Origin of the sequence: Gluconobacter sp. Dm-62 (assembly GCF_018256155.1) — a bacterium.
Taxonomy (GTDB): Bacteria; Pseudomonadota; Alphaproteobacteria; order Acetobacterales; family Acetobacteraceae; genus Gluconobacter.
Genome location: NZ_JAERLY010000010.1, coordinates 37,392 through 54,222, shown reverse-complemented (window position 1 = coordinate 54,222; position 16,831 = coordinate 37,392). Strand labels below are relative to the sequence as shown.

The window sequence follows — 16,831 nt, the reverse complement described above, 5'->3', positions numbered from 1 at the left end:
ATGGCTGATACCGTCACCGTACTTTGCCGTATGCCTCACGGCCTGCGTCTGCGCCTCTCCCTCGAGGGAGACGCAGAGCGCCGCGCCAAGCTGAGCGAGGAAAAGCGCCCTGACCTGAGCCCGGTCGGTTACGTCAAGGAAGTCGAGATCAAGGGCGCAAACCGTGCGCCAGATTACCACCCGAAGGACAACGTGCTTCTCGGTCGCGTCGGCCGTACCACGGTCGACAAGGCGTTCTGGGAAGCATGGGTCAAGCAGAACGCAGACAGCGATCTGGTGAAGAACAAGTGCGTCTTCGCAGAGCAGACGGATGCCCGCGCGAATGCCCGGGCGGACGAGTTCAAGACCGAGAAGACCGGCTTTGAACCCCTCGACCCCGAGGAAATCAAGCGCAAGGGCCTCGCTGCTGCTGAAGAAGCGGCGCGAGCCCGGGTCGCGGCCTGATGAGCGGGTCGGTCACGTCGCAACCGGGCGTCGTCACGTTCGATTATTCGACGTGGTCGGCCCTCTATCCGGCACTTGCGCCCAGCACAAACCAGGTGCAGGCGGAGGATTACTTTGCTCAAGCTTGCGACATCCTGAACAACACGCCCCGCAGCCCGGTCCAGAACCTCGGCAGAAGGGCGCGCCTGCTCAATCTGCTGACCGCCCATATTGCGCAGCTCAACCTTCCGGCTGATGCCGGGGGGAATGGCGCGGGGGCGGTCGGGCGCGTGGCGAGCGCGGCTGAAGGATCGACTTCAATGTCTCTCGACATGGGTCCGTCCAGTCAGTCGTCAGCGTGGTTCATGCAAACCCAGTACGGCGCGACCTTCTGGCAGATGACGGCGTATCTCCGACAGATGCGCTTCGTTCCCGGCCGGTCGCCCAGAGCAAGGATCTGGCCCTGATGGCAAAGACCGCAATCAAGGGCATGGCCCGGCTTCAGGCAACACTGAACGGCAAGGTTCAGGGTGTGCAGAAGAACTGGATGGCTCGGCTGCTGGATCGGGTGCTGAGACGGGGTGCGCAGATGCATCTCAACGCGGGCTTTCTGGAGGGGGCTTCATACCCTGATGGAACGCCTGTTGCTGCCGTGGCCTACTGGAACGAGTTCGGCACATCTCGCATGCCCTCGCGCCCTTTCATGCGTGAAACGATCGCCAAAAATCAGGATCAATGGCCGAGACTTCTGGCGGCATGCCTCAAGCAATCAGGCGGAGATCTCGAAAAGGCGCTGGACATGGCTGCTGAGCGTATCGTGGCCCAGATCCAAGAAGAGATCAGAACGCTTCAGTCTCCGCCGCTTGCTCCGTCCACGATCAAGGCCAAGGGCTTCGACAAGCCCCTGATCGACACTGGCCACATGCTGAACAGTGTCGGCTACGAGGTGGTGAATGATTAACGTCTTCGCCATCGCCAATGCCGCGACGAACGCGGTCAATCCGCCCATTCAGGCCATCCTAAGGGTCTCGGATGGTGAGACGGTCAATCCGGATTTCAGCGTCACACCGAAGACCACGGATCTGCTCTGCACGATCAAGGTGCAGGCCCTGAGCACGTCGGACCTGCAGCGCATCCAGAACATCACCCAGCAGTCCGACATGAGGGCCGTCTACATCGCGGGCGGCATCAAGGGGCTGAACCGGGCGCTTCAGACAGGCGGAGACGTGCTGAACTTCTACGGTTCGGACTGGCTGGTCACGCAGGTTCTTGAAGAATGGGGATACGGACGATGGTCCAAACTTGTGGTGACGCGCCAGACGTCGCCAGCTCAGGAATAACTTTCACCCCCACGGACAGCGAGCTCTATCTGGCACTGGGTGAGTACCTCAAGACGGTTCTCCCCTCGCCTTTCCGCCTCCGGCAGGGCCAGCAGAACAGAACGCCATCCCCGGTCGGCCCGTACTGCGTGATGCAGCTCATCACGACGCGCCTTCTGGCGACAAACGGCTGGTCCTACACGGACGCATCCCGCGTCATTACGGAAATGCGCGAAGTCACAGTGCAGGTCAGCGCATTCGGCGCAGGTGCGGGTGACGCGCTCAAACAGGTCTGCGGGCTGTGGCGTGATTTCTACACAACCGACTGGTTTCGGGCGAACGGTCCGATCCTGTCCCCGCTGACGGCGGCTGACCCCCGCCAGCTTGGCTTCTCCAACTCGGAGAACCAGTACGAAGACGCCTGGTCTGTCGATCTGAAGATGCAGGTCAACTACCAGCGCACCATCCCGCAGCAATCTGCTGATCAGATCAAGGTCACGACCATCCCGGCCGACCTTCCCCCTACGCAGGAGTAACAGCCCGTGGCTGGCATCCCTATTTCTCAAGTTGTGAGTGTCACCCCGAGCGCGCTGACTGCGGCTGGTGGCGTGGCGTTCATCAATGGCTTGATCATCACCGAGAACGCAGTCGTTCCGGCAGGAACGGTGGTCGAGTACACGACGGCGGCGGCCGTTTCGACGGCGTTCGGCGCAACCTCCACGGAAGCGCAGATGGCCGCTGTCTATTTCAGCGGCTACACCGGTGCGACAGAGACCCCGAGCAAGATCTACTTCGCAGGCTTTACGACGGGAACCGCCTTCCCGGATTACCTGAACGCTCTGATCGGGACATCTCAGGATTTCGCGGGCTTCACGACGGCTTTCGAACCGTCGCTAACTGACAAGCAGGCGATTGCCACATGGGTAAGCGAGCAGGCTGACCGGTTCTGGTATGCGGCTTGGGACACTGACGCGCAGGCCACAACGCAAAACAGCGAAACGGCCTTTGGTGTCTGGCTGACTGCTCAGAGCCTCGACGGCACCAGCGTGTTCTATAAAGATCCGCTCGCCGCCGCTGGCGCGCTTGGCTGGATGGCTTCGCTGGAGTTCGACGCTACAGGCGGCCGGAAGAACCTGTTCGGCTGCCAGTTCTCCGGTGTCACGGCTACGGTCACAGATGGTACGACGGCAAGCGTTCTCGCAGCCAACGGCTATTCCTTCTACGGGATGCACGCAAACGGTCTGGGCCGCTTTACCTTCCTCCGGGGCGGCATGGTGTCAGGTCAGTTCAAGTGGGCCGACAGCTATATCAACCAGATCTGGATGAACGCTTCCTTCCAGTCGGACATGCTGACGCTCCTGCTTTCTGCCGGGAACATTCCCTACAACACGCAGGGCGATGCGCTGATCTCGGCAGCGGCTCAGGACACGATTAACCAGGCACTTGCCTTCGGGGCGATCCGTGCAGGCGTCACGCTCACGACTGCCGAAGCGCAGGAAGTCAACAATGCGGCAGGCCTGACGATCTCCGACACGCTTCAGACGCGCGGATGGTACTTCCAGCCCAACGCTTCGACGGCGCCCGCCACAGACCGCGCGGCCCGAACCTCTCCCCCCTGCAAGTTCTGGTACACCGACGGCCAGTCCGTGCAGTCCATCAATCTCGCTTCCGTTGAGGTTCAGTAATGGCCAACAATATCATCACCTCGGCTGATGCCATCTTCACGCTGACCATTTCGGACCTGTTCAATGCCCCGATCACCCTTGAGAACTGGGGATCGGACCGGGCATGGGAGCAGGAGGCCGTGGAAATGGCTGAAGCCCAGATGTCCATTGACGGCAAGTTGAACCGGGGCTGGATTCCGCGCGCCGTTAACCAGACGCTGAACTTCTCTGCGGCTTCGGGGTCGATTGCCTACATGGAAGCGATCATCACGGAGCAGCAGCTTACCCGGACCCTTCTGTCCCTCGGTGGCGAACTGACGCTCAAGTCCACCGGCCGGAAATACACCTTCACGAACGGATGCATGATGACCGGTTCCGTTGCTCCGAACGGCGGGACCGTTCTTGAGGCCCGGACCTTCACCTTCCAGTGGGAAAAAGTCTTCCCGGCAGGTATCTGACATGAAGTCGATCGAATGGAGCCCCGCGTCTGGTGAGGATGCGGGCAAGGAGTTCGTCATCACCCGCATGTCGGCCTTCGCGGCTGACAAATGGGCGAGGCATCTGTCCAAGGCAGTGGTCCAGAGCACGAACAAGATGTCTGAAGCCATGCTGGACCAGGCTGTCCGGCGTGCGATGGAGGAAGGCATTCTTGGCATTGCCTCCATGTCCATGACCATCTTCGCCAACATTGATGACGAGGCCTGTGACAAGGCGTTCGACGCCCTGCTTCAGTGCGTCCAGATCAGGCGAGGCAAATCCAAGACCCCACGCGCCCTGCTCGATGGGGATATAGACGATCCCCAAACCCTGACAGACCTGCGTTCGGAGGCGTTCAATCTCCATGTGGGTTTTTTCAAGGCCGCGATCTTCCAGAGTTCCCCGCTCGCGGCATCCCTGATCCGGGCAGTCAGCCCCGCAAGCGCGCCGTCCCCGTAAACCTTTCGCGGATCATGGCGACGGTCATAGGGGAGCGGCTGGCGACACTCCACGAACTGATGACCGTCTACGACAGCGAAGACATGCTCCTGATGTGGGAAGCGGCCATGGTCACAGCGTACAACAAGGGTTAGGGCCAGCATGGCGAACGTCATAGACAGTCTGGTCATTCAGCTTGGCCTAGATGGGCGCGGGGTCGCCAAAGGCGCGCAGCAGGCTTCCAAGAGCCTCGATCAGGTCGAGCGCAGCGCCAGCAAGACGCAAGGGGCGTTGGCAGACAGTGGCAAGGCGGCGGCGGATGGGTTCTCCCGCGCCCGCACGGAAGCCCTCGCCCTGCTGGCCGTTTTCACCGGCGGCCGGACACTCAAGGCTTTCACGTCCGAAATCACCCGGTCCAATGCCGAGCTTGGCTACATGGCGCAGCGGCTCGATATGGACCCGCGCAAGCTCTACCAGATGCAGCGCGCCGTCATGGCCGTGGGCGGATCAGCGCAAGAGGTTGGCGCATCCTTTCAGGCGATGCAGCAAATGATGGTGGACCCGGCTCAGGCTGGCAACCTCCAGCGCACCATGGCCCAGCTTGGCGTAACGGATTATGCCGATTCACACGGCCATATTCGGGAAGATATTCTCAAGCGCCTGAACCGCTCCACACAGGGCATGGATCAGGGCGTCAAGAACAGCCTTTTGTCCCAGCTCGGCATTGGGCAGGGCGAGATCAACCTGATCGACAAGACGACAGCCGCTTTTGATGAACTGCAGGACAAATTCAAGGGTGCCGGACCCACAGACAAGCAGATCAAAGATAGCGAAAAACTGCTGGAAGATTGGATTGCACTCACCACTGCGACGGAAGGCCTTGGGCGCGCGATCCTCGGCGACCTGACCCCAGCGCTGGATGCTGCCGCCAAGGGAATCATAGCCCTCGAAAAATCCGGTTGGGGAGAATACGTCGCGGGCGCAACGATTGGAGTGGCGGCTCTCGCCACGGCAATCGGAGGTATTGGAACTGCCGTCACCGGCATCATGGCAATCCGTGGTGTCAAAGCCCTGCTCATGGGTGGCGCCAATATCGAAGCGCTTCGGAGCGCGGCCTGCGGGTGTGAATGCAAAGGTGGGGTAGAAGGTGCTGGGGCGGCAAAAAAAGAAGCCCAAAAAGTCGCTGAGAGTGGCTCTTATCTTGAGGAAGGTCGGGATGCGAGCGGTTCAAAATCCCTTATCAGGACGGCTGCGCCTTTGGCGCTTCCGATAGCAGGAACGGCAGCCGCTATGTTTGCAGGGCTGTTGGCTGGGAAAGCCACAAATGCAGGAGGGCCTGTTGAGCAATGGGCTCAGCTGCGCTTTGGAGACAACGATAAAACGAGGTGGTTTTTTGGCGATCACCAGCGAGGAAATGCCGCCAAGGCGATGAGTATTTTGCGAGGCATGGATTATAGCCGAAACGCGGCCCTCGGCATCGTCGGGAATATTGCACAGGAAAGCCGATTTGATCCTAACGCGCGCGGGGATGGAGGAAGCGCTTACGGCCTGGGTCAATGGCATTCTGACCGCGTTGAGGACATTCTGAAAGGAACCGGCATTGACGTGCAGAATGCCTCTTTTGAAGATCAGGTGCGGGCTTATGCATGGGAACTCAAGCATGGACATGATGCAGGGGCTCGAAAAGCGGGGCGGCTGTTAGAAGACCCGAGCATCAGTGCCGCAGACGCTACCCATGTTGTGCGAGCATACGATGAGCGACCAGCCAACAAAAACGGCATGGAAGACGGCTATCGGTATTTCCTGGCGCAGCAGGCGGCGCAGTCGGTCGCACCTTCTGCAACGACCACGCACACCACGGAAGTCCATGTAGGTGACGTCCATATCCACGCGAACACGGACAACCCGCAGCAGCTTGCGCGCGACTTCCACCAGGAACTTCGCCGCACCCTCCCGCTCGTTAACGCACAAGGACAGACCTGATGGCATTCCCGAACGTCACGATGCCGTCGGTCTGGGATATCCCGGCCGCCGTTGGTGTCCCTGCCCTTCTGGGCCAGTCCATCAGCGCGGGCGTGGATGCCTCGGCCTCTACCGCGCTTGCAGGTGTGGCGGAGAATTACATCACCTCGCAGGCCGCGAAGCAGTGGGGGATATTCGATTCCACGAACACGCAGCTTCTGACATCCGGGCGCGTGATGGGGATTGAGTACGAGAACAGCTACATGGTCTCGGATGCCCCATTGGAAGGCGGCGCTTTCGCATCCTACAACAAGGTGAAGGTGCCGTATAACGCGCGGGTCATCATGGTGTGTGACGGGTCAGAGACCGGCTCGGACGGCCTTCTGTCTGCCATTACCAAGCTGATCCCCAATCTGTCAGGCAAGACCGGGCAGCATGTCAGGACATCTTTCCTGTCCACGCTCGAAAGCGTTTGCGCGGACACGAACCTCTATTCCGTAGTGACGCCAGAGTTCACGGCGGTGAACGCCAACATCCTCGGGTACCGCTGGCGGCGAGAAAGCCGAAGCGGCGTGACCATGCTTATGGCGGAAATCATGATCCGGCAGATCCGCAATACCGGGACGGCAGCCTACACCAACACGGCCCAGCCCCAGGGTGAGCAGGCCGTCCAGAACGGAACGGTCCAGACCACTACGCCGTCAACGGCCGTGAATGATGCTGTAGCAGGGGTGATGGCATGAGCACCATCGCGCAAATTCCCCTCGCCGCCACAGCGAGCCAGACCCTCAACGTCGTCCTGAACCAGCAGCTTGTCCGGCTGGACGTCTATCAGCGCTCCACCGGCCTCTACATGAACGTCTGGCTGAATGACGTGCAGGTCGTAGCCGGAGCCATCTGCCAGAACCTGAATCCTGTGGTTCATGCGGACTATCTGGGTCTTGGGGGTGATTTCGTGTTCGCGGATACGCAGGGCAGCGATGACCCGACGTATGACGGGCTGGGTGGGCGGTATGTGCTGACTTTTGTGGCGACCGGAACCTGACCACACCATCCGCCCCGGAGCCCGGTCAAACTTGGGGAGATGGGATTTGAGAAATAGCTAGTCGTTGAAGTATTTCAAAACCCGGACGGTAATAGGCGTTTCTAATGCCCCTATTGCGCTTGTATATTGTTGAGGAGTTTGCCCCATGACAACGGCGGCCGCGCCGACTTTAAGTGGCTCATCTCCAGAAATCAAAACAGTAGGCAAGGATGGAACATTAGAGATAAAGAGCGCTTGGTTAGCATTTAGCCACTGAGGGGTTGATAGCCAACCAATATGGATAGTGAAACACTTCCCTGCTACCGAATAAGGGTTTGTGATATTTTGTAGCGTCATAAGATCGTTTTCCGGCGATCCGTGACATGCGTTAATAACGTCGGTCCCGTAAGCCTTATTCAAACGATAGAGTTCTGCAGCCTGTGCGTTTGCAGCCTCGCGTGCTTGAGCTTGCGCAACCGCAGCGCGCCCAGCCTGAATATCTGTTCTGATTTGCGTTAAAGAGATTCCTTTGTGGAATTTCTCGGCAGCCATGATTACTGAGCGCTCGTCGTTCACATCCAGGTCGGTCCCCGCCAGCACTGATTGAACGTCCGAGCGTGTAAATCCGCTGACTGCGCTTGCGTTGGCGTATGAAATAGCAAGCGCAGAAGGTACCGAATCTTCATGCAAAATGGCCGCCAATGCGTTGGACCATCCGGTTACATCTCCGGGCGCCTTTACACCATCTTCAAGGGCCTCCCGCGCTTGCGTCGATGTGTAGCCTTTCGATGCCCATAGTTTAGAGGCATCTGAATTGAAGCCAGATTTTTTCCATTTTTGCGCGTCTTCTATGGAGATGCCTGCGGAAGAAAACTGGGACGCGTCATGATAACTGAAACCTGAAGGCTCCCAGTTTTGCAATTCTGGATGAAGCGAATAACCAAGCGTACTACTTACTGCGGCTGATTGCTCGTCTGTGCAGGAGCACACGAGCAACAACATAGGGAGCATCAAATATTTTTGCATGTCACCTCCATTCACACTCCGTAACATGCCGGAGTTTGGGGTGGAGGGGAATGCCCTCCCCGGCAGAGCGGAGTCGGGTCGATGGAGGGTTCAGAATGGCGGTAGATCGTCATCTAGCTCAGGAGGGCTTTTTTCAGGAATTGCCCAAATTTTACCACTCACTCCTGCTTTTATGAGGGCGTCTTGCATTATGCTCGCGGCCTTCGAGCGATCAGGAGAAGCTTTCGTTTCTCTCCATATGTCGAGAATTTTGGGCATTATTGGCCAAATAATTTCGATATTTTCCCGACGCAGATATTTTAAGCTTTGGTCTTGCGCGAAGATTCTCCAATGAGTTCGCACGAACTCCAGCATCTCTTCTTCTTCGAATGTTGGATGAGTATTTTCATCCATTGCTAGTTTAATTGCTCTAACACCCTCGCTCACATCCCAGTAAGCGCGCCAATTCGCCGCATCGTAGCTATTCCTTCCGTCGTCTACTTTGGTGCGATCGGCAGCTTCCGTCACCGCCCTCTCGATGACTTTCGTAATCGTCTGCCCATTCAGCCGCGCGACAAACTCCAGCGCAAAGCGCATTTTAGGATCAAGGCGGATTGTCAGGCTTTCCGACTTTCCCGCCTTCTTCTGAGTTCGCTGGATGGCCACGATATATCCTCGAATCTGCAATTTCGACGGTAATTAGACGCACAGCATTTTACATGCAAATCATGCTTGACGGTGCGTAATGCCTTGGCGCATAAACGCAATGCACAATCAGTGCATATACGCTTTCCGGAGTGCTCATGCCTCGACAAGTTCCGAAATATCCACGCAAAAGACCCCCGGGTTCTTTCAAACGCCTCATTGTTGAGATGCCCAATGATGAAATCAACTTAATTGATAATTGGGGAATAGACGCAGGGATGCCATCCAGAGCAGCAGCGTTTCGACGTCTTGTCAGGATAGGCTTGGAAACAGAGAAGGCATCAGGGGCCAGTTTGCAGACCACCCCCGACGCCTCAACCACCACCCTCTGAAAAAGGAAATGGCCATGAGCCACGATAGCACGCAAGCCATCACGATTTCCAGCGCTCTCTCCGGCAGCGCTCCCACCATGTCCTCCCGCGAGATTGCGGAACTGACAGGAAAGCGTCATCGCGACGTAATGCGCGACATCCGTGTGATGTTGGGAAAGGTCGAAGAAGATGAGCGCAAGTTTGCGCGCATCTACCAAGATCGCCACGGGCGCGATCAACAGGAATATGCTCTTACTCAAGACCTGACTTACAATCTTGTTCTTGGATACGATCCAGTTCTCCGCCTGAAAGTGGTCCGTCGCTGGATGGAGCTTGAGACTTCGGCTGAGCCTGCCCCGAAAGCCAAGCGCACCCGGAAACCCTCCGTCACAGCTATTTTCAAATCCCGTTTCGCAATCGCTCGCCTAATTGGTCTGGACGACAACCAATCGGCCATTGCTGCTGGTCGGGCTTGTGAAAAGAAGTGTGGCGAAAACCCGCTGCCGGATATGGGCCTGACCTACCTTGAGGCCCCGACGCAGCAGCGGACCATGACTGCGACGGATATTGCGCAGGCCCTCAACTTGCCGGGCAAACAGCCTGGGATGGCGGGCAACAACTTAATGGAAGCGGCAGGCCTCCAGACGTTTAAGCGAAACAAGCGCAACAAGAAGGTCTGGACGCCAACAGAAACAGGTATGCCGTTCGCGCGTCTTTGCGATGTGGGCAAGGAGCATTCTGACGGGGCAGTACCGACCTATCAGTGGCTTCCCTCCATCCTCGACGTTCTCCGCCTCCACCTCGCAACTGCCACCGAGGCGCCCCCTTTCGCCAAGAAGCCGGAGCCGGTGTCATGAGTGCGCTGGTGTCACGAGAGGGGGTGATGCCGTCCTATCTGGCTTGGGTGAGTATCATGGACCGGAACATGGCCCCGGACTTTCTGCCTCATGACCGAGCAGTCTACCGGTCCGACATGCCCAAATATATTGGGGATGGCCAGTATGCGCTTCGGACCATCGGTGAACACATGGCCATTTTCCGAGTGCAGTCGAAGGGCAAAATGCTGGTCATCAGTCAAAGCGCTGGTGCCGAGCCTCAGAGCCTTACTCTCGAAAGCTTTGAAGAAATCTGCCTCGGGCCTGTTGTCGGGGCATTCAAGGTCTATGACAGTGGGCTGCTAAATGGAGAGACGCTCTCCACTCGGCTGGCCGGAAATTATGCGATCGGACTGCGCCAGATGGCCGATGCACTCAGCAAGAAGAAAACGCGGCAGGTCGAAGCTGCCTGACTACGGAGCCGCCCTTCGGGGCGGTTCCTCAGCAGCAATTGCTTGGCTCATGCCAGCACAGTACACTGAGATAGTAATGGAGAGTACGATGGTTGATGGCGCGACCGACGAGAAGAGGCATTGGTCTGACGAAGAGGTAGCGCAGGTGCTTTTTGATAGCCTGTACTCCCAAGACAAAGATGGAATCTGGGGCCCTAAATGCGGTTGCGTCATAGATTCGCTTTATGACTTAGAGAAGGCCGCCAGATACATTAAAGAAAAACTTGGTCTCAACAGATGTGAACGTCAAAGCCAAAGGCATCGACAGTAAGTTTCCTGATCTCCTGCAGCTTTTTGAGAGTGCCCTCACTGATATCAGCACTCCACTCCTTTCCTTGGTGGGTGACTGTTATTAAATGTCCCTGAAATCCTGATCTTCTAATCACCTTTGGGGGCGCTCCGACGGCGTTATCTTCAGCGTCTGGTAGTGATGTTGTTCTAGCGTTCTCGGGCCTAGCCATAGCTTGACTTGCATGTGCTATACCGTGACGTGCCGAGGGCGCTTCTGGGAAATAGTTATTATACAGCTCTTGCGCTTTATAAATTAAACCAAGATTGACTGTATCTTTCGTCTCAGGGCATTTCGGAACATTATTCGCCAATTGGGTGAGGCTGTTTCTAAAGTAATAGATGGTAGATATTGCATCCCGCGCCGCAACTTCAGAAAATTGGTAGTTTGACTTAGGGTCACTAGGAATTACAAGACCCATTTTTGACCTGAAATGAGTAAAAAGACTTAGTGCTGTATAAAAATTATTTTCAAGCCTCTTCAGGCTTTCTCTCGCATCAATGACGCAAAAGCAGTACTCTGATGGTTCTATTTCCATATTATCCTCCTATTTAATTCTTAGGAGGCGCCAATTGCTTGGATTCGAGTCAAGCATTTAATGCTCATCTTTGGATGAGAGTCCTGCGACTTCGCGCGCTGCACGCGTAAGTAGATTCGCATGATCAAGCACATTGTTCCGCCGCCCCTCACCAGGCGGCTTTTTTATTGCCTGAAAGGATCGTCGCATGAGCGGAACAACCACGGTCACTGCATCGCGCCGCAAGCCGAGTTTCACCAAGAAGCAGATCGACGTGTCCTTTACTGTTCCAACCGGGGCCATTGGTCCGGGCAGCACTGCGGACAAGGTGACGCTTTCGGGCCTTCGTGTGCGGGCGACCGTGACGAACGCGGGGATGTTCACAGGGTCTCAGCTCTCCCTCCGCGTTGAGGGAATGACGCTCGCCATGATGAACCGGCTTTCGGTGGTCATGGCAATGACGAACACCAGTAACCAAACGAACACGCGCTTTTCCGGCGCGACGGTTCAGGTGCAGGCGGGCGACGCGGGCGGTACACTTTCGACTGTGTTTATTGGTGACATTGCGGAAGCCTTTGTAGACTTTTCAGGCGCGCCGTCTGTGGCCTTCCAAGTTCTGGCCTATGATACCCTCGGCCTCAAAGTCACAACGGCCATCCCGACCAGTTATAGCCAGCCGACCCCGGCCGCGACGATCTTCAGCGAACTGGCGGCCAAGGCTGGCCTGACCTTTGCAAACCACGGTGTGAAACAGACGATCAATTCGTTCTATGAGGCTGGCGATCTCATGAAGCAGATCGACAAGCTGGCGCACAGCATCCATGCGGTCTATCGCGTCGATACAGTCACGAAGATGCTGCATGTCTGGGGGCGATCAGATGACGGCACGCAGAGCAAGACGACAGTCAAACTCAGCAAGGCGACCGGTCTTGTCGGATACGCTGCCTACAATCAGAACGGCATCGGCGTGACGGCGTTTTTCAACCCCGCGCTTCAGTACATGATCCCGTTCCAGCTTGTGAGCGAGTACCTGCCGGAAGGGTGGGTCAACAACCAGATGGGCCAGAGCATCCCGCAGATGCCATCTTCGGGCCTGTGGAAGCCCACGATGGTGACGCATGACCTCGCCTCCGAGATGCCAAACGGGCCTTGGTTCACACAGATGACGGCGATCCGCGCCGATGTTCCCCAAGCAAAGGTAGTCTGATGTCCGGCTCCACATCTTCGTTCGTCGGAATCACGCAAGGAAATACTGACGGGAGCGCGATCGACGCGGCCGTCAGGCGCAACCTGTCCGACATGGGCACAAACGTCCTCGTTCAGGTGGCCGGCGTACACGCTGGCAACGGCATTGTCGGCACTGTGGACGTCACGCCCATGGTTCATCAGCAGACGAGCGATGGGGCTGCAGTTCCGCATGGCACGATCTATGGCGTGCCGTACCTGCGCATTCAGGGCGGGGCCTGTGCTGTCATCGTGGACCCGGTGCTCGGTGACATTGGCTACATCATCATTTCCGGCCGCGATCAGTCGAACGCGGTTGCGACCCGCGCTCCTGCCCTCCCCGGCAGCTTCCGCCAGCACTCCATGGCCGATTGCGTTTATGTGGGCGGGTTCCTGAACGCGGCTCCGGCGCACTATATCCAGATCACCGCGGATGGCGTCCGTATCGTCACGACTGGCAAGGTCACAGTTCAGGCATCCGAAATGGATGTGAACTGTAATCTGAATGTGGCAGGCACGATCAAAGCAACTGGCGATGTGCAGGCTGGCTCCGTGTCGCTTGAAAGCCACGTCCACGGCGGCGTTCAGTCCGGATCGGGTAAGACTTCCGCCCCGGAATAGCCTTGTACTTGGCGCCAGAACGAACTACTGTCCAGATAAATCCCCAGACGAGCGCGCCGCGCGGGATACCCCATGAAATCGCTGCTTCTCGACCGCTCGACGTGGGGCCTTGTCCTCGACGCGAATAAAAATCTTGCCGTCTGCACAGAGCCGTATTCCGTCATTCAGGATGTGGCATGTGCCGTCCGGACATGGCTTGGAGAGTGCTGGTACGACACCAGCCTCGGCCTTCCTTACGATAGCGGCATTTTCAACGGCGCATCGTCCATTCCCCTTCTTCGCGCCCAGGCCGAACAGGCCGCAATGACCGTGCCAGGTGTGGCGGCAGCGCAATGTGCCCTGATCGGTCCGCGCGCTGATCGGTCAGTCGGTGGCGTGATTGCCATAACCCTCACAACAGGAGAGACGCAGAGTGTCCAGTTCTGACGCCACCACGTCTGTCCCCGCCTGCTCCATGACGGCTGCGGGCTTTGTTGCCCCATCAGAGCCGGACATCCTCGCAGGCGTTCAGGCCGATATCAATGCGGCTCTTGGCGGTGATGTAAATCCTGACCTGAGAACGCCGCAGGGCCAGCTTGCAACGAGCGAAACGGCCATCATTGGCGACTGCAACGACCAGATCTTGGCGCTGTTCAACGGCTTTGATCCCCGCAATGCCATGGGTCGGATGCAGGATGCGCTCGGCTACATCTATTTCATGACCCGGAATACCGGTGAAGGTCAGGCGGACTTTGAGGCGCGACGTGAGGCGACAGTAGAGGCCAACAGTAACGGGACAAACGCTTCTATCCTTGGCGCCCTGCTGAACCTGGCGAACGTCAATGACGCCTATGTCGTGGACAACCCCTCTGATAGTGACGCGACAATCGGCGGCGTTACAGTCCCTGCCCGCGCTCTGTTCATTTCCGTCTCAGGTGGAAGCGCAGCAGATATCGGCCTCGCCATTCTGCAAAAGAAAAACCCGTGCTCGATGACGAGCGGCTCGTCCTCCGTCACGGTGCAGGACCCGAACGCAGCCTATGGCGGCAACGGCCCCTCCTACACATTCAATTACACGGTCGCCGCCGATACGCCGGTCTATATCGCTGTCACGATCGCTAACTCGACAGCAGTGCCGTCTACGGCCCTGTCAGATATTCAGACGGCGGTCATCGCGGCCTTCAACGGCTCAGACGGCGGCGGCCGCGCTCGGATCGGTGCGGAACTGTTCGCCAGCCGGTTCTATGCCGGTATCGCTTCCCTGGGAGCATGGGCCCGGATTGTGGAAATCACGATTGGCACATCAGCAAGCCCTGTAGGTTTCACGGCCCAGATGAGCATAGCGCAACGCCCCGTGATCTCCGCTGACGATATTACTCTAAATCTGGTGTAGGCGGCATATGGAGAACGTCAACGAGACGATCCTCGCCCAGTACGCCAACAGCCCAAGCCTCCTGACTATCATTGCGGGGTTCAACCAGGCCATTGATCCGGCGGTTCAGATCGATCTGTTCTACGATCAGGTTTTCAATCCTAACACAGCCGTCGGCTGGGGGTTGGATGTTTGGGGCCGGATTGTAGGCGTGGGTCGTGTGCTGAACGTGGCTGAAACCGGATATATCGGCTTTCATGAAGCTGATGACGGGACAAGCGTCATAGGGGGCTTCGGATACGGTATTTTCTATGGCGGGCAAGGATCGACCAGTAACTTTGCCCTGACTGATGACGCCTTCCGGACCCTCATTTTTGCGAAGGCTGCTGCTAACCTCTGTGGCGGGTCAATCGCAGCAATCAATGACATTCTGATGCGGCTGTTTTCGACGAGCGGAAAGATCTGGGTCTCCGAAACGTCGGAAACAATCCTGACAATCAACCATGATTGGACGCTGACTCCTGTCGAAGCGGCCATCATCGAGCAGTCCGGCGTCTTGCCGCGCCCCAGCACCGTGACACTGGCTTATGCGAAGGCGTCTATCTCATGAAAATTTCTGACTTTTCGCCTCAGTTTCCGGTGCTGTGGGCGTCGGGCGGCACGACGACAACGGTTCAGTATCCGCTGCTGTCCGGCACTGCCCTTGCGACCGGGCGGGCATCGATTGCTTCGGGGTTCCCGGCTGTCAATTTCACCCCTCCGGCTGCGGGGGGCGTGTATCCGTGGGGAGCGGACTGGAACGGAGCGCTCAAGACCCTTTCCGTATCGGCACAGAATTATGAGGCCGGGGTAATCCCGCTTTTTTCGCAGAGCTTCGCCAATTCGATTGGCGGCTACCCCCAGAACGCCATCGTCGCAGACGCAAGCACGGCTGGCCTCTTCTGGGTCTCCACGGCCGATGCGAACACAACCGTACCGGGCGCCTCAGGAGCGGCGTGGCAAAAGTTCGGCTGGAACCAGTTCGTCAAGCAAGGGTGGGGCTTCTCGGACTTCGGTAATAACCTGATCTATATCGGCTGGCGTACAGACGGGAGCGGCCTCGGCCTTGGTGTTGACGGAACAGACGCGGGCACATTTGCGCTCAAGGCTGATGTCATGCCGTCTCAATCTGTGTTTGGGCAGGCCTCACAGGTCTATTACACGCCGACGCCAAACAGCAGCCAGACAACAACGCATATTGTCGATCTGACGTTCACGGCTCCCTATGACGGCCTCGTCTATGCGTCAGCCAGCTTCAATGTGTCGAACATTCAGCCGTCGCAGTGTCAGGGTTTGATCCAGATCGAAGGCAGCAGCTACCAGCCTAGCACCGGCTCAACAGTCTGGTCTGATACGACGCTGTTCCCAATGTCGGGCTCTGGCCTGATGCGCGTCAAGAAGGGCGACAACATCACGATTGTTGCATCCTACAACCTCCCCTCCTCCAGCAGCACGTTCGCGTCTGTGGGGCAGACAATCACATACACTTTCACGCCTGCGGGGTACTGATGCAGTACATCAAGACGGTGGATGCCAACGGCAATCTCGTGTCCGTTCAGTCGGTTTCTGATGCATCCGGCGCTCCAGCGGGGGCTGTGCCGGCTCTGAAGTTAGCCACCAACCAGACCTTTATCACTCAGGACGAGTTTAATTCCCTGATCGCCCAGATCCGGGGGGGATCATGACGTGGGTGCCTTGCCAGCGCGTCGTGCGCGCCGATATTCCTCTCGCTTTCCGCATCCGGGGAATTGAAGCCAGCGCGGTCATATGCTGGCCTGACACTACGCTGAACGGCTCCTCTGATTACAGCATCGATTTCGGCGCGCTTCTCTGTTGCGGTGACAGGATTGTCGAGGTCGAGTTCATCACCGGCGGTGGTCAGATCGCCTGGTCTTCGGTCTTCGGGACGCTTGCGACGGCGTGGATCGTATGGTTTGCCCCCGGCCCTCAGACAGTCGTGGCCACGGTCCGCACGAGCAGTGGCCAGGTTCTGACGGTCTCCGTCGGCATTGCCGTGCAGCCCATACCCTCCCTGATACCTCCTGAGCTGCCGCCTTACGCGCCAAACGCATTTCTCCTCGGCCCGGCCATTGTGCCTGATGCCTATGGAAACCCCCTGATTTTCGGGTGAACTC

At 57.7% G+C, this 16,831-nt stretch carries 24 protein-coding genes; 21 read left to right on the top strand and 3 right to left on the bottom strand.

Annotated features, from left to right (window positions below; translation table 11 throughout):
- The 11 genes from JK202_RS10995 to JK202_RS10945 all read left to right on the top strand — a co-directional run bounded on the left by JK202_RS10995 (position 1) and on the right by JK202_RS10945 (position 7,328).
- Positions 1 to 444: a hypothetical protein gene (locus JK202_RS10995; protein ID WP_211561025.1), complete on the top strand. Its 444-nt coding sequence runs from the start codon at positions 1 to 3 to the stop codon at positions 442 to 444.
- Positions 444 to 890 (top strand): DUF4054 domain-containing protein, encoded by a 447-nt coding sequence (locus tag JK202_RS10990; protein ID WP_211561024.1) that lies wholly within the window; start codon positions 444 to 446, stop codon positions 888 to 890. Before JK202_RS10995 ends, JK202_RS10990 begins: the two co-directional genes overlap by 1 nt.
- Positions 890 to 1,384: a hypothetical protein gene (locus JK202_RS10985; RefSeq protein ID WP_211561023.1), complete on the top strand. Its 495-nt coding sequence runs from the start codon at positions 890 to 892 to the stop codon at positions 1,382 to 1,384. Before JK202_RS10990 ends, JK202_RS10985 begins: the two co-directional genes overlap by 1 nt.
- Positions 1,377 to 1,763 (top strand): hypothetical protein, encoded by a 387-nt coding sequence (locus JK202_RS10980; protein ID WP_211561021.1) that lies wholly within the window; start codon positions 1,377 to 1,379, stop codon positions 1,761 to 1,763. The genes JK202_RS10985 and JK202_RS10980 overlap by 8 nt, the downstream gene beginning before the upstream one ends.
- A complete protein-coding gene (locus tag JK202_RS10975) occupies positions 1,715 to 2,278 on the top strand; it encodes an LIC_12616 family protein (RefSeq protein ID WP_211561019.1) in 564 nt (187 codons plus the stop codon). The genes JK202_RS10980 and JK202_RS10975 overlap by 49 nt, the downstream gene beginning before the upstream one ends.
- Before the next feature lie 6 nt (positions 2,279 to 2,284).
- Positions 2,285 to 3,427: a DUF3383 family protein gene (locus tag JK202_RS10970; RefSeq protein ID WP_211561017.1), complete on the top strand. Its 1,143-nt coding sequence runs from the start codon at positions 2,285 to 2,287 to the stop codon at positions 3,425 to 3,427.
- Positions 3,427 to 3,864 (top strand): phage tail fiber protein, encoded by a 438-nt coding sequence (locus tag JK202_RS10965; RefSeq protein ID WP_211561015.1) that lies wholly within the window; start codon positions 3,427 to 3,429, stop codon positions 3,862 to 3,864. Before JK202_RS10970 ends, JK202_RS10965 begins: the two co-directional genes overlap by 1 nt.
- A 1-nt stretch (position 3,865) precedes the next feature.
- Positions 3,866 to 4,342 carry a phage tail assembly chaperone gene (locus JK202_RS10960; protein ID WP_211561013.1) on the top strand — a complete coding sequence of 159 codons (477 nt, stop codon included), beginning with the start codon at positions 3,866 to 3,868 and terminating at the stop codon, positions 4,340 to 4,342.
- 141 nt (positions 4,343 to 4,483) lie between these two features.
- Positions 4,484 to 6,304: a phage tail tip lysozyme gene (locus tag JK202_RS10955; protein ID WP_211561012.1), complete on the top strand. Its 1,821-nt coding sequence runs from the start codon at positions 4,484 to 4,486 to the stop codon at positions 6,302 to 6,304.
- Complete coding sequence (locus tag JK202_RS10950) at positions 6,304 to 7,026, top strand: hypothetical protein (protein WP_211561011.1); 723 nt, start codon at positions 6,304 to 6,306, stop codon at positions 7,024 to 7,026. The genes JK202_RS10955 and JK202_RS10950 overlap by 1 nt, the downstream gene beginning before the upstream one ends.
- Positions 7,023 to 7,328, top strand: a complete 306-nt coding sequence (locus tag JK202_RS10945; RefSeq protein ID WP_211561010.1) for a hypothetical protein — start codon at positions 7,023 to 7,025, stop codon at positions 7,326 to 7,328. Before JK202_RS10950 ends, JK202_RS10945 begins: the two co-directional genes overlap by 4 nt.
- Positions 7,329 to 7,385: 57 nt before the next feature.
- Here JK202_RS10945 and JK202_RS10940 read toward each other — a convergent pair whose 3' ends face one another.
- Positions 7,386 to 8,333, bottom strand: a complete 948-nt coding sequence (locus JK202_RS10940; protein WP_211561009.1) for a hypothetical protein — start codon at positions 8,331 to 8,333, stop codon at positions 7,386 to 7,388.
- A gap of 90 nt (positions 8,334 to 8,423) precedes the next feature.
- On the bottom strand, positions 8,424 to 8,978 hold the full coding sequence (locus JK202_RS10935; protein ID WP_211561008.1) for a hypothetical protein: 555 nt from the start codon (positions 8,976 to 8,978) through the stop codon (positions 8,424 to 8,426).
- 385 nt (positions 8,979 to 9,363) lie between these two features.
- Between JK202_RS10935 and JK202_RS16255 the strand changes: the two genes are divergently transcribed.
- Together JK202_RS16255 and JK202_RS10925 are read left to right on the top strand one after the other, a co-directional pair.
- Positions 9,364 to 10,185, top strand: a complete 822-nt coding sequence (locus JK202_RS16255) for a Rha family transcriptional regulator (RefSeq protein WP_249199968.1) — start codon at positions 9,364 to 9,366, stop codon at positions 10,183 to 10,185.
- The gene (locus tag JK202_RS10925; RefSeq protein WP_211561006.1) at positions 10,182 to 10,616 is read left to right on the top strand and encodes a hypothetical protein; all 435 of its coding nucleotides are present in this window, start codon (positions 10,182 to 10,184) and stop codon (positions 10,614 to 10,616) included. The genes JK202_RS16255 and JK202_RS10925 overlap by 4 nt, the downstream gene beginning before the upstream one ends.
- A 269-nt stretch (positions 10,617 to 10,885) precedes the next feature.
- Here JK202_RS10925 and JK202_RS10920 read toward each other — a convergent pair whose 3' ends face one another.
- Positions 10,886 to 11,482: a hypothetical protein gene (locus JK202_RS10920; protein ID WP_211561004.1), complete on the bottom strand. Its 597-nt coding sequence runs from the start codon at positions 11,480 to 11,482 to the stop codon at positions 10,886 to 10,888.
- A 187-nt stretch (positions 11,483 to 11,669) separates the two neighbouring features.
- Between JK202_RS10920 and JK202_RS10915 the strand changes: the two genes are divergently transcribed.
- The 8 genes from JK202_RS10915 to JK202_RS10880 all read left to right on the top strand — a co-directional run bounded on the left by JK202_RS10915 (position 11,670) and on the right by JK202_RS10880 (position 16,827).
- On the top strand, positions 11,670 to 12,668 hold the full coding sequence (locus JK202_RS10915) for a baseplate hub protein (protein ID WP_211561002.1): 999 nt from the start codon (positions 11,670 to 11,672) through the stop codon (positions 12,666 to 12,668).
- Entirely contained in the window at positions 12,668 to 13,306 is a 639-nt protein-coding gene (locus JK202_RS10910) for a Gp138 family membrane-puncturing spike protein (RefSeq protein ID WP_249199967.1), read from the top strand. Before JK202_RS10915 ends, JK202_RS10910 begins: the two co-directional genes overlap by 1 nt.
- Before the next feature lie 72 nt (positions 13,307 to 13,378).
- Positions 13,379 to 13,732, top strand: a complete 354-nt coding sequence (locus JK202_RS10905; protein ID WP_211561000.1) for a hypothetical protein — start codon at positions 13,379 to 13,381, stop codon at positions 13,730 to 13,732.
- The gene (locus tag JK202_RS10900) at positions 13,719 to 14,678 is read left to right on the top strand and encodes a hypothetical protein (protein WP_349291857.1); all 960 of its coding nucleotides are present in this window, start codon (positions 13,719 to 13,721) and stop codon (positions 14,676 to 14,678) included. The genes JK202_RS10905 and JK202_RS10900 overlap by 14 nt, the downstream gene beginning before the upstream one ends.
- A 7-nt stretch (positions 14,679 to 14,685) precedes the next feature.
- A complete protein-coding gene (locus JK202_RS10895; protein WP_211560998.1) occupies positions 14,686 to 15,267 on the top strand; it encodes a DUF2612 domain-containing protein in 582 nt (193 codons plus the stop codon).
- The gene (locus JK202_RS10890; protein ID WP_211560996.1) at positions 15,264 to 16,205 is read left to right on the top strand and encodes a hypothetical protein; all 942 of its coding nucleotides are present in this window, start codon (positions 15,264 to 15,266) and stop codon (positions 16,203 to 16,205) included. Before JK202_RS10895 ends, JK202_RS10890 begins: the two co-directional genes overlap by 4 nt.
- Positions 16,205 to 16,381, top strand: a complete 177-nt coding sequence (locus tag JK202_RS10885) for a hypothetical protein (protein WP_211560994.1) — start codon at positions 16,205 to 16,207, stop codon at positions 16,379 to 16,381. The genes JK202_RS10890 and JK202_RS10885 overlap by 1 nt, the downstream gene beginning before the upstream one ends.
- On the top strand, positions 16,378 to 16,827 hold the full coding sequence (locus JK202_RS10880; protein WP_211560992.1) for a hypothetical protein: 450 nt from the start codon (positions 16,378 to 16,380) through the stop codon (positions 16,825 to 16,827). Before JK202_RS10885 ends, JK202_RS10880 begins: the two co-directional genes overlap by 4 nt.
- Positions 16,828 to 16,831 lie beyond the last annotated feature (4 nt).